This window comes from Rathayibacter sp. AY1A2 (assembly GCF_002930935.1).
Classification (GTDB): Bacteria; Actinomycetota; Actinomycetes; order Actinomycetales; family Microbacteriaceae; genus Rathayibacter.
This window is the reverse complement of the sequence record NZ_PSTP01000003.1, coordinates 117,464-132,405: the sequence shown is the minus strand read 5'-3', so window position 1 is coordinate 132,405 and position 14,942 is coordinate 117,464. Positions and strand designations below refer to the sequence as shown.

Genomic DNA, 14,942 nt, shown 5'->3' with positions numbered 1-14,942 from the left:
TGGCGCTCTCCCGCAGACCCCTTCCCGCACACCTTCGACTCCACGACACCAGCACTCACGACCTCAGTAGGAGAGATCACATGTCCCGCTCACTCACCAGGCGGCTCGCCGCCGCAGCCGGCGTCCTCGCGCTGAGCGCTGCGGCGGTCTTCACCGCCGTCGCGCCGGCGTCAGCGGTCACGCTGCCCGGCAACATCGACCCGACCATCAGCCGCACCCTCACCGTGCACAAGCTCGCGCTGGGCTCCAACAACGGCCAGGCGATCGGCACCGGCCAGGAGATCACGGTCCCCGGCGACGCGCTGCCCGGCGCCGTGTTCACCGCCGCGCGCGTCCAGGGCGTCGACCTCACCACGCCCGACGGCTGGAACCAGGTCGCGAACCTGACCCCGGGCACCGCCGCGACCCGTGTCACCGCCGCCGACACCTTCACCGCCACCAGCGGCACCGACGGCGAGGCCGTGTTCAACAACGGCGCGAGCATGCCGCTCGGCCTCTACCTCGTGACCGAGACCCAGCTCCCCGCCGGAGCCACCAACGGCGCGGCGCCGTTCCTCGTCACCCTGCCGTTCCCGACGGGCCCGACCGGTGCGCCGGCGAACCAGTGGATCTACGACGTCCACGTCTACCCCAAGAACGCGGTCACGGAGCTCACCAAGACGCGCGTCCCCGCGGCGGCGAACTCGGTCGAGGCGCGCAACCCCGACCTCATCCGCTGGGCCATCGCCTCGGACGTCCCGGTGCTCGCCGCCGGTGACGCGCTGGAGGCGTTCACCCTCACCGACACGCTCCCCGCCGAGCTGACCTACCTGCCGACCGGCCCGGCCGGCGTCGCGCCCACCGGCATCACGGTGACCAGCGCCGCGGGCACCGCGCCCGCACCGGCGTTCATCGCGAACACGGACTACACGCTCGGCTACGACGCCGCGACCCGGAACGTGACGCTGAACTTCTTGCAGTCCGGCCTCACCAAGCTCCAGGGTCTGCAGGGCGGCGTCGTCACCCTCACGGTGCTCACCCGCGCCACCGCCATCCCGGCCAACGGCATCATCACCAACTCGGCGACGAGCGTCGTGAACGGGGCCACGGAGACGGTCACCGGCAGCACCCCGATCGGTCAGCTGACCGTGTACGCCTACCAGAACAACGGCGCCAACCGCGTGCCGCTCGCGGGTGCGGTCTACCAGGTGTTCCTCACCGAGAACGACGCCAACCTCGGCCAGAACCCGGTGTTCATCAACGGCAACCAGAACTGGACGACCGGAGCGAACGGCTTCGTCGAGATCCCGATCATCACGCCGGGCAACTACTACGTCCGCGAGCTGACCCCGCCCGCCGGATTCCGTCTGCCCACCCCGGCCCAGGTGCTGACGCAGGTCGTCGCCGGACCGAGCTCGGCCACCGCGCCGATCCAGAACTACGTCGAGTTCCTCCACACCCAGGTGCCGGCGTTCGCCCTGCCCCTCACCGGTGGCGGCGCGCAGTGGTTCACCCTCGGTGGAGGCGCGCTCCTCGCCCTCGCGATCGGTTCGGGCCTGATCGCCTCGCGCCGTCGCACCGCGCTGGCTGCTCAGACCGCCGAGTAACGTAGCACCATGCCGAAGTCGAATGCGGGGCACCCGTCGGGTGCCCCGCATTCCTCTGTCTCCGGCTCTTTTCCTCTGCGGAGGCAGCTCCACCGCCGGCCGCGGTGGCGGCTCCCGATCGCCCCGCTGGTCATCGCGCTCATCAGCCTCTCGGGGGTGGCGCTGCTGCTGTACCCCGCCGCCGCCAGCTGGCTCAGCGCCGTCGAGCAGGCGCGCGAGATCGACTCGCTCACGCAGGACATCACCGACCTCGGCGCCGAGACCCTCCGGCAGAACCTCGTCGAGGCCCGCGCCTACAACCAGAGCCTCAGCGGAGGCGGCGCGGCCGTCGCCGCGAACGAGCGCCTCCCCCTCGCCGCCGACGAGCAGGTCGCCGACCGCGAGCGCTACTCCTCCCTCCTGCGCGGCGACGCCGAGGGACTGATGGCCCGCATCCGGATCCCCGCCATCGACGTGGACCTGCCTATCTTCCACGGCACGAGCGACGCCGTCCTCGAGCGCGGCGTCGGCCACCTCGAGGGCACCGCCCTGCCGGTCGGCGGCCCCTCCACCCACTCGGTGCTCACCGGCCACCGCGGCCTCGCCTCGGCCGAGCTCTTCACCCACCTCGACCGCGTCGACGTCGGCGACACCTTCACCATCGAGGTCTACGGCGAGGTGGTCACCTACCGCGTGCGCGAGACGCTGGTCGTCGAGCCGGAGGACACGCAGAGCCTCCTCGTGCAGCCCGGCCAGGACCTCCTGACCCTCGTCACCTGCACCCCGCTCGGGATCAACACCCACCGCATCCTCGTCACCGGCGAACGGGTGATCCCGACGCCGCAGTCGGACGTGGACGCCGCGGGGGAGTCGCCCGACGTCGCCGGGTTCCCGTGGTGGGCGATCGCGGCCGGAGGCGCCGTGGTCGCCGCCGGTGTGTACGTCTGGTGGGCGGGGCGGCCGGCGCGGGGTGCGTGGGCGCCGGTGGTGGTCGCCGGCGAGGAACGCGACAGAGTTCCTGCGGATCTGTGAGGCGAGGGGGCGCGGATCCCCGCTGTCCTGCTCCAGTCGCCTCGGCGCCGTGCTGTCCCCGTCACCGGGATCGCGGCTGTGCCGACCCGGTCAGGCGGGACGCCACTCCTCGAGGAACTCGGCGACCGTCTTCGTCTCGAGGTCGAGCTCGACCTGCCCGAGGAGATAGTGGGGATCGGTGAGATCGGCCTTCACGCGGCGAAATGTGCGTCGAGTTTCCATGCTGAGCTCATCGCAATCGATGAGGCCACTCGCGCGCAACCGCAGTTCACGCGAGTGAAGCTCCTCGTCGACTCCCAATGCGCGGTCGACGCGGTCACGCTCGTCCTCGCGAACCCGCCCCAGCGCAGGGAGCGCCTCGATGTCATCGAGCGCCGCCTTCATTCCATCGTGAATGCCGCGGCCAACCGTGAGGTGGTACTCCGGTGGGTGCGCGGCCATGACGGCCATCCCCTCAACGATGCGGCCGACCGCATCGCGGTCTTGATGCGGCGGTCCTTCGCCTGGGGGACATCGCGCGACGTCGTCGCCGACCTCGCCCGCTCCATCGCGGAAGCCGGCGCAGCGATCTTCACGTCCTCATCTGACGGCGACGAGCGGTAGCCCGTAGTACAGCAACCGGGAGCGCGTCTCGGCGCATTCGTCGGCCCTGTAGCGGTCAGGACGGGTCGACGAGGCCGATGAAGCGGCTCAGTTCCGCGACGCCGGCGGGCGTGCTGGGCAGCCCTTCGAGGAGGTCGGGGGAGTAGAGCAAGAAACACGCCCACTGCGCACGCGAGACAGCGACGTTGAGCCGGTTTTGTTGGATGAGGAACTGCATGCCGCGGGGGACGTCGACGGGCGATGAAGCTGCAAGAGACACGATCGAGATCACCGCCTCTTGGCCCTGAAACTTGTCCACCGTCCCCACGCGAACACGCGACAGGCCGGCAGCGTCGAGAGCTGACCGGAGTTCCTGGACTTGCGCGTTGTAGGGGGTGACGACGATGAAGTCCGTCTCGCCGAGAGTCGAGCTGGTGCGACCGGCAGCCTGGTCGTGCCAGGGCATACCGAGGTGCTCCTGCACGATCTCCACAACGAGGGCAGCTTCTTCTGCGGAGGAGGTGGAGTTGCCGGAGTGGCGCACCGGCCTCGCATGCAGCCCAGGGGCGGCACCGTCGAGTGATCTCTCCGAGGTGCTCGCATGCGCGTGAAGTTCGTTGTTGTAGGACAGTGCGGAGACTGACGCGGCGACGGCGGGATGCATGCGCCTGCTCTCAGCCAGGAAGTACCCGAGCTCTGGGGGAAGAACGTCGTGGCCGGCGCTGACCCAGCCAAGTGCTGATTGATCGATGGGCTCCGGGTGAATGCCCTGGCTCACCTGCGGGAGCTGCTGGGGATCGCCGAGCAGCAGCAGGTTGCGCGCACCGACCGCGGAGGCGACGGTGGACGCGAGCGAGAATTGCCCGGCTTCGTCGATGACGAGAAGATCCAGGCTGCGCCGGGCGATGCGCGACGCGTTCGCGAAGTCCCATGCTGTTCCGCCGAGGACGAAGCCACCCGCGTTCTCGGCCACGAACGCGGGAAAGGCTTTCGGGGGAACGGCGACGTAAACGTCAGGAGTGTCACCGGGTGACGCCTTCTTCCCCACCTGCTGCGCGGGGACGCTGGCGGCGACGATCTCGGTGAGGAGATTGTCGACGACCTTGTGGGACTGCGCGACGACGCCGATCTTCCAGCCGTGCTCGAGGACGAGAGCCGCGATCACCCGCGATCCGAGATAGGTCTTACCCGTTCCGGGCGGTCCCTGCACGGCCAAGTACGAGTCGTCGAGGTCGAGCACGCTGGCGGTGACCGCAGCGATGGTGTCACCGTGGTTGGCCGCGAGAGCGCTGGAGCGCGTGCGCGGCGGCACCCGGCGGAGCAGATCCGCGACGGGGTCGCGGGGCCAGTCGGGGTACGAGTCGACAAGACGCTGCGCCCACTCCGTAATGGCTACCTGCTGCTCAAGGGCGGGCGGAGGTTTCGCCGGAGTGACAGCAAGGGGGAGGTCGTCGAACATCTCAACGTCCTTCGGCTGGGACTCCTCGATCTCGACGAACGCGCCGTTGTATCCCGTGGCGACGGGAACTTCATGCGCATGCCGCTGGTCGTCGCGGTCCTTCGGCCCTGAAATTGACGCGTCGAAGTCGTAGACGAGGAACGGCTTCACGCTGGCGTTCGGTTCCAGAGCACCGCCTGCGGCGAGGGTCCCATGCAGGCGGAGAAGGCGCCGATAGTTCTTCTGTCGTCCCTCCCGGTACCAGTCCCGGAGAACCTCTGCGCGGTCAACGCGGAGGACGCCCTTCTGGTCGTCCCATTCATCGATCGGGTACTCCAGTCGCCAGAAGTGCTCCCACCAGAAGTTCGTGTGCTCCCGGTCGTGGAAGTCGAGCGCTGCGGCCGCGAACGCCAGCGCGGTCTGATTAGCAGACCGCTCGGGGTTCAACGGATCACCCGCGAGGCGCATCAGTTCCACGTGAAGCTCCGAAGCGGGTCTGTCGTCCTTTCCCTCCCGCTGCGCCCCAACACCGGTCAAGGAGACCCCGGCGTCGGCGGCGTGACCGAGCAGCCAGCGGTGCAGGCGCAAGGTCGAGACGCAGTCGTAACGGTTGTAGTCGGCGATAGCCGCAAGCTTCGCCCTCCCTGCATCGACCTTGCCGTGGTCGATCAGGTCGCGGGCGAGGGCATACTCGACGATCGAGGCCGCCGCGTTCGTGACGTCACCGTCGCGGAGCTCATCACCCATGTAAAGAGGTTCGAGTTTCTTGATCGAGTACGACGGCGAGCCGATCCGGATGCTCTGACGAACGATCGGATACAGGTCGACGAGCACTCCCTCCCGCAGCATCTGATCAACCTGCTCAACACCGAGGTCATGTCGAGCGGCCAGCGACGCGAGGTGAGTTCGTTCGTAGGACGCGTAGTGGTAGACGTGCATCGACGGGTCACGCCGTCGACGCTCCGCGACGTCCGCGAGGAAGAGTCGCAGGGCTTCGCGCTCTTCGGAGAAGGAATGCGCCCAGTAGGCAGTGAACATTTCGGAACGGTCGACGTAGCCGAACAGGTAGTCCAACCCCCACCGAGCACCTCCGCCTTCGGAGTAGAGCGGGTCACCCTCGAAGTCGAAAAAGATGTCCCCTGCGGATGGTGCCGGCAGCGCTTCGAAAGCCGACGGAGTGTGAACATCCACGGGGGGTATGGTTCCGGTCGCCGTGATCTGCGGCCTGGCCTGACTGCGGAGATTGACGAGGGTCTCAGCACCGATCCCGTCTACCGGGTGCGTGGAAGTGGCGAGCCCGTCGATGGTGCTGATTCCAGCGTTCTGCAGGCGCTCTCGCTGCAGCACGCGCAGGCCCGCAACCAGCAGGACGTCGCGGGCAGCTGCGATCTCGCTCTTGCAGGCGTCGCACTGCTCACAAATCGAGAACCGTTCGTCTCCCCATTGGAGCGGGTCCTTCTCGCTCATCCGCTGCTCGACAATCGCTTCAAGACGCGCTCGGCGCTTCCGGTACACGGGCAGGATGTCCACCACCTGGTGGGTGCTGGTCGTGCCGTCCCCGAGAAGGAGGTCGACCTCGTCGTCGACCGGAACTCCGACTCGCTTCAGCTGGTCCGCGTACGCGGCCAACTGGAGCAACGCCGTCACCTTCGCTGAGCGGGCGAGCTTCGTGTCCTGAACGCGGTAACTACCGGCAGCCGAGCGGACGATAAAGTCCGCGAAACCCACGAAGGCAACATCAGTGAACGTGGCCTGGAAGACCACATCAGCATTCCTGGCGAACGCCTGGACCGTCGCCGCGGCGGCGGCCTCGACGGCTCCCTCATCCCGCACCTCCGGCTTCTCTACCTCCACCACTCCGTCGTCGAATCGGGCCCGGTATGCCTTCAGGGTGCGATCCTCGTGGTCGTCTCCGAGCTCAGACGTCCGCTCATACATCGGGTCGACGGCAACCGACAGCGGTTCTGCGCGGCCCAACTTCACATCGAGGGCACGCAGAAACGAGAACTCGCAGACGGATGCAGAACTGAGATCGCTGGGGCTAAGCACGACGTGACCCGTAGAACGTAGGAACATCCGCAACCGCATCTCTCTATCGGGGCGCCAAGCAGAACGGGGCCACGTACGGTCGCAGGATATCTAGTCGCCGCTCTCGAGGAGCCGTTCCCAGGCGTTGTGCGCGGGTATCCCCCGTCGGCTGGTGCTCAATCCCGTTTATTCGAACCTGCGTCATTGCTGACTCCGTTCACGGATGTACGTGACGCCGAACGCACGCACCTGCCGGAATTCCTGGCGGCTGGTGCCGAAGTCGAACCATCCACCGTCGGACTTCTGGAAGATGTCTAGGCCTCGGCCGAGGTTGATACGCCAGTCCGTGTCGGTTCGGATCCAACGGTCGTGACCGCCGGGATCCTTCGCCACGTTCACCTTGATACCTTGCTGTGCGGCGCCCTGCACGATGTCGTTGAGCATCCGGAGCTGCTTTGGCTGATACTCGGGATCTTCGTCAAGCACAGTGAACAGGTTGAAGATCACTTCGTCGGCCGGGTCTTTCGCCACGGCGATCATCGCGAGCAGCTCAACGAGATTGCGCCCCTGGTGCCCCAGTCGTATGTAGGGATCGTGCAGTTCAATCTCGGTTGCGCCCTGCAGATACGGCATGAGCAATGCCTCGTAGGAAATGCCCCGCTGGTTCTCGACGAAGTCCCGCTGCCCCTGGAACAGTTCTGACCGAACGGATTCGGGAACGAGTGTGGGGACGGAAGACGCCGACGCGGTGGACACCATCAGCACATCAGCCGCGGCCGATGCCGCGCCAGCAGGAGCTACTAAGCCACCTCGGTGGTAATGCAACGGGTACTCGTCTTCCTCAAGCGTCGTAACCGCCGACCAGCCCCCGTCGAGCGAACTGTAGCCGAATTTCACGGCCGTCATCGTGGCGTCGATCCGGAGGATCTGATCCTTTACGCGCTTTCGCCCCTCAATAGCAAAACGCAGGATCTCCTCGATCTGCTCGGCCGTGGCCTGCTCGTGAGGATAGAGCAGTTTCATCAGTCCAGAGAAGGTCTTGTGAATGCCATCGCGATCGCGGGTCGAAATGTCCGACCCTAAGGTGAAGTGCTGTTGGTAGCGATCCGAGTAGTCGAGATTGCGCATCGACTTCAGTACCTCGGCGATGTAGTCGACAACGAATCCATAGCCGTCCGAGAACATTTCGCTGCGGATCGTGTCGACTTCCCAGCCAGGGATGTAAAAGTGCAGCCGGTCAAGGAAAGCGGGGTCATGGTAGCTCTCGGGCAGCTCGTCGAACAGGTCTGAATTTTTGAGCATGTACGGGACGGTGTGCGAGGTGTTGCCAATGAACACCATCGAGGCCTCCGCACCCAGTGTCTCGACGCCGCGAGAGAACGACTTGTTCGCCATGTAGTTCTTCATGATGTCGACGATCGCCTTGTCGGTGCGCTTCTTCTTGCCCGCAAACTCATCGAATGCAACTACATCCCAGTAACCCACAAGACCGAGCCGTCCGTTCGCGTTGTTCACGAACAACTTCGGAACGGTCACCTCGCCACCTGAGATCAGCATGCCGTGCGGCGAGAACTCCGAGTAGATGTGCGACTTGCCAGTGCCCTTGGGACCCAGCTCGACAAGGTTGTAATTTCGCTCGACGAACGGGATCAAGCGAACCAGTTGCAGCAGCTTCGCACGACGACCGAACATCTCGGGGTTGAATCCGATCGACTGGATCAGTAGGTCGATCCACTCGCCGGTGGTGAACTTGGCTCGCGCGGCAAGGTAGCCGTGATAGTCGAAGTTCGACATCTGGATTGGTTTGAGTGATCCGAGGATCCAGGGCGAGACCCGTGCATCATCGGAGTGGAAGTACTCAACGTCGCACAGGCACCAGACTCCGCCGACGAGCATCTTCTGGTGCGCGTTGACAGTGGCCGAATCGACGACCACGCTACTGATCCCAAGGTTTGCGAACGAGGCTTGGTAGACGTCGTCCTTCTCATTCAGTGTGACGCTGACCTTGTCGATGACTCGGTAGCGCCCGCGTTCCTTGATCTTTGACTTGACCAGTTCCGACTCGTTGCGATGCACATAGTGCTGGGCGAGGATAACGCGGACGCGGTCGATACCCGCTTGGATCGTCGCCTCGTCGTCGGATGCCGCGTACTGGCCGAGCAGGTACTCCAACACATAGGACGGAACGATTGCGTTGCCCTTGACCGCTTTTACGAGGTCCTTGCGAACCACTGCCCCGGCGAAGTGCTCGTTGATTTTGTGATCAAGCTCACTCGGCTGCGCACGACCGTCGGGGCCTCCAGCTGCGAACGGCTCCTCGGCGGACGCCGCTTGGGAAAAGTCAGTATCGTCGCTCATCAGCAGTCCTTAGAAGTCGAAGTCTGAGGTGAAGGAACGCTTGATTGTGTACGGCGCGCTCTTGTATTTCTTCCAGGCCCCGGTGTCGGAGATTGGCTGCTCCAAACGGAACTCCACAGCCTTGTTGTTGGCCGCTTCGGCATCTTTGCTCAGCAGCAGTCGCACGCTCTGGAATCGGTCGCGCCCCTCCGCGCTCTCGGTATCGAAGAGCAGCTCCGGCTGGTTCGAGATCAGCATGTCACCGAAGTAGAGGCCTGCCCGCAGCTTCCGGGCAGTGCGCTGATCTGCAACCGGCATCGTCTGGTACAGCTTGACCACGACCTGCCCGGTCGTGATCTTGTCGGTCTCGGGGTGGATGTCGACGTTGACAGGCTCGACCGTGTCGGAGCGACCCTTGTTAATCGTGATCACCGGGATTACGATTTCCTGCAACGAGGCACCGCCGTGCACGAACTGAAACCCAGCACCAGGCTTGATGATCCGGCAGATCGAGTTCGGGATCTGAACCTCAAGATCACTTGCGAGTCCAATTTGCTCTGGCAGGAACTTTCGGAACGCCGGGTCATCCTTGAGTCCACGCCCAAGCACATAGCGACGGTTCTCGACCAAAATTGCGTCGCCCTGCGGCTTGACGGTGAGGTTGAACTGCGGTGGCAGTTTGCTCTCTTGGTAGAGGAACCCATGGTCGGCCGTGACAAAGACGTTCGTCGCGTTCGCGCTGGCGAGCGCTTTCACGATCCCGACGAGTTCCTCAATCGCATCGGCGGCGGCCTTGAACGTACGGTGCTCGGAGACCGCCTTGTCACCAGTCGCATCGATGGTGTCGTGGTAAACGTAGAGCACCTGGTTCGCCCCGTAGAGGTCACGCCGTTCAGCGGGCTTCATCTTCAAGAAGTCCTTGGCCTGGATGGCGGTTCCACCAACGGCAGCGAGTATCTTGCTCCGGTTGTTCGTGCCGTCCGAGCGCTGGCCATCGACCAGTACCGGGTCACCGTTCTCTGAGTGCGCGAGCGTCTTGTGCGGCAGCAGCGATGCCATCCCAAGCTGGGTATAGCTCGGGAGCACTCCGATCATCGCCTCGATCTCGGCTTCGAACTTGTTCTCACCACGAATGCGTGAGTGCAGCTCGTGGGCGACCTCGTACCGCACTGCATCCGAGATCACCACGACGGCCTTCTTCCGCCCGCCGCGCACGATCGGCGCGACGTACTGGCTGTAGAACGAACTCTGCGAGGTTACCGATGGCGTCCTCCACCGCTCCACAAGATCTACCTGGCTCTGCCAACTCGTGCCTAGCTTGAACAGGAAGTCGGTGACGTAGGCGTTCTCGACCTGCTCGGTGAGCATCTCGAGCGGCTGCTTGAACTCCGCCGTTTGCGCCGCGTACGTGTACTGGCGGTACAGCTGGTCAATTCGATAGAGGTCATCGCGGTATCGAGTAATTCCCTCATCGAAGCTGGACACGTCGAGCCGGGCGGACCTGATCACCGGGATCAGCTCCGCAGCAGCGCTGAGCGCGGCATACAGCGTTGCGTAGTCTTCGAACCACACGCTGTCGCGGCGTCGAGTTCGAATCGTCTCGGCGAGGTCCCGAGCTGACATCGTCTGGGCAGAGATTCCGCCGATCAATCGACGGATGATCTCCTTCTCGCCCGCATCAAATGTGTCCGTGGCGACAAGATCACTCAGCGACGCCGAGGATGCTTCGTCAGCGTAATCAAGGTCCTTCTCAGCATGCTTGGCAAGCGTCTTCAACGCGTGGGTGCTCTGTCGGTTGTCGCGGAAACTGCGGAAGTCGATCTCGAGGTTGCGTGCCGCGTTCGACGTCGACGCGGCGAAACCACCCTTGGCATGCTTGAACATCCAGAGCACAAAACGGGCAATGCTCGGCGAATCAGATTCGAAGCCGTAGATCTTCTCCGCTCCACCCCAGTAGAAGTTGGCCAGATCCTGCTCGACGAGCGCGTCGTAGCCGGAAGCCTCGTCGCTCGCGTGCTGGATCAGCAGTGTGCGGGTGAGTTCCGAGAAGCTGTGTTCCTTTTGTCCGAGCAGGGCGGCGCACATCATGGCCTGCACCGTGACAAGGTCATCTCCGTCGCGGAGCAGGGCTTTGAGCTTCGCTACCGACTTGGCATTGCCGAAAAACGTTTTGTGCGCAGCGATCAGCTGGTCGGCACCGGGAGCGGTGATACCGAGATCTGCTCGCATCAGCGCAGCTCGGTCGGCGCTAAAGGTGCCGTATGCCAACTCCAAGTCGAGCAACCAGTTGTCTGCCCCCTCGGGCACGACACCAGGGCGATAGAGCAAGAACTTCGCTGAAATCTCTTCCCGCAGAACCCGGTACTTAATCGCAAACTCGTCGCCCGCGATGCGCAACGCTGTCACGTCGGGCGGAGTCTGCACGTCGAGGTCATCGGCGTAAATGCCGTCGGGGTCGCGCCAGATCACCAGCCTTTGGCGGTCGAACCGCGCGGTAAGGTGCTCTTTGATCGAAGGCACTTTGCTCACTCTGTAGCCTCCAGCCCAGAAATATTCTTCAGCGCTGGGTAGAACTTCGGGTAGTTCGCCTTCACGCCGTCGTCAAGGTCGATCACGATCTGCTTCGTTGCCAGCGGATAGAGCACGTCGTGCTCGTACTCCGCCAGCTCCACGAGCACCTTGCGAAGTCGGTCGGCTTCTTTCTGTTCCTTCGCCGACCCACCGCCCGCCGCAGCTTGCTCAGCATGGGCTAGCGCAACTTCCAATTTGGCGCGATACTCCCGCAGGTACTCATTCAGCACCGTCGACACCGTCGACGGTGTGTAACGGTGCATGTAAATCAGCGCATTGAAGGACCCTTTCGGGCTGGAGAACATCCAGTAGATTGGGCGCTTCTTGTAACGCTGCACGTGGTCGTAGTAGAACTTCGACTTGCCTGCCTTCGTGATGAAGTAATCACGCAAGGCCTTCACTCCCAGCGACTCCTCGACGAACCGCAGGTTCTCCTCGAAGTGATCCTCTCCAAACGCGGCACGGAGGAACTGACGGAACCGCTCCACGATGTCGTCCTCGAACCAACCGTCATCAACGAACGGGATCACGTTGTCCGCGTCAGGCATGAAGGACGGTGCGGGTACTCTCGCGAGGTAGTCCTGCAACGTCGCGCCTTGATCCGCCAGGATCAGGCCCGGCTCGTCGATACTGAATCGGCCGAACATGCAGCCAACCGCGTAGGCGACGAATTCGATAACGGTTGTCTGCAGGTCAGCAGGAGATTCTCCGTCCCTGACGTCGGATGTCAAAGTATGAGAAACGCCGAACGCGGAATTGACCTCCATGTCTACTTTCTGAGAGAGAAGGGCCATCTGTCCAGCCCTAGTTTGAGATGCGCGGAAGAACCCTTCAACCGCATGCCTCAGGGATTCTGTTGGCCAGCGGAGCAGGGGACTCTGTCTGAAACCCCACGAAAGTTCGCTCTCATCCCATTCCGATTTCGCTTCTTCCACGAGCTGTCGGACTAGCCCATCGACGGTGCTGTCAAGAGCGTTTCCCGGAACTGGAAGGCCCGCAACGATACCAACTTCAAAATTAAGAGTGGGCGCGACCACGGCCAAAACTCTCTGGGACACTGTCGAGTTTAGAATCCCGAGCAATTCGTACGGCGATTGTCCTACGTTAGGAAAAATCGAGGGGCCAGCGCCATCGAAGTGGAATCCCTGTGGAAAGAACCGAAACGAGGGACGGCCACTCGAGACCGCAGTCCACCCCAGGCTCTCTCGTCCTTGATAGGAAAGGTTTCGAATGACGGCCTTGGGCGACGAAATTAGTTGCCTTCCCCCGTCGGCCCAGTCGACAACGTGCAACTGATTGCCAAACCATCGACGAAACTCCCCGCCCTTGTTGTACGCGACCCACCTTCGCGTCGCGTCAGAGGTTAGTGACTTATCGCCCGACGGAAGGGCCGAGGCAGATCGCGAAACCTCAAACCAAAAACGGAGAAACAAGCCGACGTCGCCTGTTGAAATTCCCTTTCGCACGTCTGCGACGTCGGCCAAAACCTTGCCCCCCATGAAGACATGTCTGATCTCCTCCGGCAGACGATAGGCGAAAGGCATTCCTGAGATCCGTGAGAAATCGCGAGCATCTACGACGAACCGCCGAGAGCTACCTTCTTCCCGGACGGCTTCACGGAACTGCGAGATCTTTGCGTCTTCACTGAGAGCGTCAACGTACTGAAAATCCGAAGCTGAGTCCGTCCGTCCTGGAGAAATTACCAGCGCAGTGTTCGCCCCGAAGACATCGGAATGATTTGAGACGTCGTGGATGTGAAGAAGAGTATGCAGGCGGCAGGACTCGACAATGAACTTTCGTAGGCCACCGAACGTGGAGATGGTCAACCACGTGTCGCCAACGACTTCAGCGACCATCCCTCCGGAAGTGACTAGGTTGGTCGCTCTGCGAATGAAGCAGCCGTATAGATCCTGCTTCACATCCGGAAACTCTTTGGACAGCCACTCGGCCAAACGGCCACCCATATTTTTGGTCCCGAGGTAGGGAGGGTTGGCGATGACTACTGAATACTTTCGGGCTAGGAATTCGGCTTGGCGAACAACTTGGCCAGCAGTCTCGATGATGTCGGACTTCAGTAGGTCGTCGTCGCGGTCGAGTGTCTCGTGGTGCCGAGCCAGGCGGTACGTCACCGTCGGGTCCGGCTGAATCAACGACCCGAAAAGGTCAGCCTCTGCAAACTGGTTCCAAAAGGTCTCTTCCTCATGAGTGTCACCCGCGCCGCTCACGAGGAAGTCCAGCTCCTCCTGCTCGAATACAACGGGCTCGATCACGCAGATGTTGGGCCTGATCTGTCTATTGAAAAAGGTCCGCTGTTTGGCGCGAGCCTTCATCGTGAGCGCGAACGCTGCGAGAGATCCGGCCCGCGGGTCGATCTCGGTGCCATGGAGGTTGTGGGTAAGGATTAGTCCTGGGATGGAGGAGGGCGAGTGGCCCTCCTCCTCATAGATCGCGTAGAGCAAGTCGAATGCGTAGGTGAGCATGTGCCCGGAGCCGGAAGCCGGGTCGATTATGGACAGCTCTTCGGGTCTTTCGATCTTGGCAAAGTCAGACGGCTCATCGACGGGGGGAACGTAGTACTCCATCAAGTCAATGAGCCGTGACCCGGGCCGATTAAGCATCCACAAGCGGCCCAAGGAGTTCTCGACGAGGTAGCGGACAATCCAATGCGGCGTAAATAGCTGGGTTGCCGCCGCGATCTCTTCGGCCCCAGCCTTCTGATCCTTCTTAAACCCAGCGAGGACCTGGTCTTTCCGTTCGGATATGTAGAACTGGTAGAGCCAACCGATTACCTCAACGTCATCGCAGACATCCTCAGTCAGTACCTCCCGGGCGCGTGAGAGTATCGCACCATCGGCGAGGAGGTTCGCCGGCACGAGTAGCTCGGTATAGTCGCCCTCGCGCTCGAACATGAACGGCATCGACATATGCCAGTGCCGGCAGTACTCGGTCAGAAGCAGCGCATATGCCTCGCCCTCGACGTCGGTGCTTCGACGAGTCCCGTCGAGAAGGCCGATGATCGCGTTGGCCGTGCGGCTGTTCGTCACAACATCGGTGTCAAGGTTGCCACGCTTGGCATCGGAGAGGATCTCAGGTTGCCCGTGCGCTTGCCCCTGGGCGGGTGAGACGACCCCGGCGTCGGTATAGCCGCGGGCATCCATGAAGCGCAGTGCAACGATGCGGTTGAACCAGATGTAGGCGACCTTGTCGACAATATTCTGGCGGCCGTGGCGTCCGATCTCGGCTTCGAGCTTCTTGACGATTTCGGCTCGCTCGCTACGCGCGATCGATCCGACGGCGAGCACGGCGGTTGTTTGTGCGTCGACCGCGTTGATGAGTTCGCGACGGGCCCAACTGGCGAAGCGCTCTAAGGGTTTGGTGTCCATGTATCT

8 protein-coding genes are annotated in these 14,942 nt (G+C 62.9%); 3 read left to right on the top strand and 5 right to left on the bottom strand.

Annotation, left to right across the window (positions count from 1 at the left end; genetic code table 11):
• Positions 1 to 80 precede the first annotated feature (80 nt).
• Positions 81 to 1,586 carry a SpaH/EbpB family LPXTG-anchored major pilin gene (locus C5B93_RS04605; protein ID WP_104250221.1) on the top strand — a complete coding sequence of 502 codons (1,506 nt, stop codon included), beginning with the start codon at positions 81 to 83 and terminating at the stop codon, positions 1,584 to 1,586.
• Positions 1,587 to 1,595: 9 nt separating this feature from the next.
• Entirely contained in the window at positions 1,596 to 2,597 is a 1,002-nt protein-coding gene (locus C5B93_RS04600; protein ID WP_104291923.1) for a class C sortase, read from the top strand.
• 90 nt (positions 2,598 to 2,687) lie between these two features.
• Here C5B93_RS04600 and C5B93_RS17595 read toward each other — a convergent pair whose 3' ends face one another.
• Positions 2,688 to 2,819 carry a hypothetical protein gene (locus C5B93_RS17595; protein ID WP_258068150.1) on the bottom strand — a complete coding sequence of 44 codons (132 nt, stop codon included), beginning with the start codon at positions 2,817 to 2,819 and terminating at the stop codon, positions 2,688 to 2,690.
• Between C5B93_RS17595 and C5B93_RS04595 the strand changes: the two genes are divergently transcribed.
• The gene (locus C5B93_RS04595; RefSeq protein WP_258068146.1) at positions 2,766 to 3,200 is read left to right on the top strand and encodes a ribonuclease HI; all 435 of its coding nucleotides are present in this window, start codon (positions 2,766 to 2,768) and stop codon (positions 3,198 to 3,200) included. The genes C5B93_RS17595 and C5B93_RS04595 overlap by 54 nt on opposite strands.
• Positions 3,201 to 3,255: 55 nt before the next feature.
• On the opposite strand, the gene C5B93_RS04590 is transcribed toward C5B93_RS04595, so the two are convergent.
• The 4 genes from C5B93_RS04590 to pglX all read right to left on the bottom strand — a co-directional run bounded on the left by C5B93_RS04590 (position 3,256) and on the right by pglX (position 14,936).
• The gene (locus tag C5B93_RS04590) at positions 3,256 to 6,666 is read right to left on the bottom strand and encodes a TM0106 family RecB-like putative nuclease (protein ID WP_308471246.1); all 3,411 of its coding nucleotides are present in this window, start codon (positions 6,664 to 6,666) and stop codon (positions 3,256 to 3,258) included.
• A gap of 180 nt (positions 6,667 to 6,846) precedes the next feature.
• Positions 6,847 to 9,003, bottom strand: a complete 2,157-nt coding sequence (gene brxL, locus C5B93_RS04585) for a BREX system Lon protease-like protein BrxL (RefSeq protein WP_104291921.1) — start codon at positions 9,001 to 9,003, stop codon at positions 6,847 to 6,849.
• 9 nt (positions 9,004 to 9,012) lie between these two features.
• A complete protein-coding gene (pglZ, locus tag C5B93_RS04580; RefSeq protein ID WP_104291920.1) occupies positions 9,013 to 11,511 on the bottom strand; it encodes a BREX-1 system phosphatase PglZ type A in 2,499 nt (832 codons plus the stop codon).
• Complete coding sequence (gene pglX, locus C5B93_RS04575) at positions 11,508 to 14,936, bottom strand: BREX-1 system adenine-specific DNA-methyltransferase PglX (RefSeq protein WP_104291919.1); 3,429 nt, start codon at positions 14,934 to 14,936, stop codon at positions 11,508 to 11,510. The genes pglZ and pglX overlap by 4 nt, the downstream gene beginning before the upstream one ends.
• Positions 14,937 to 14,942 lie beyond the last annotated feature (6 nt).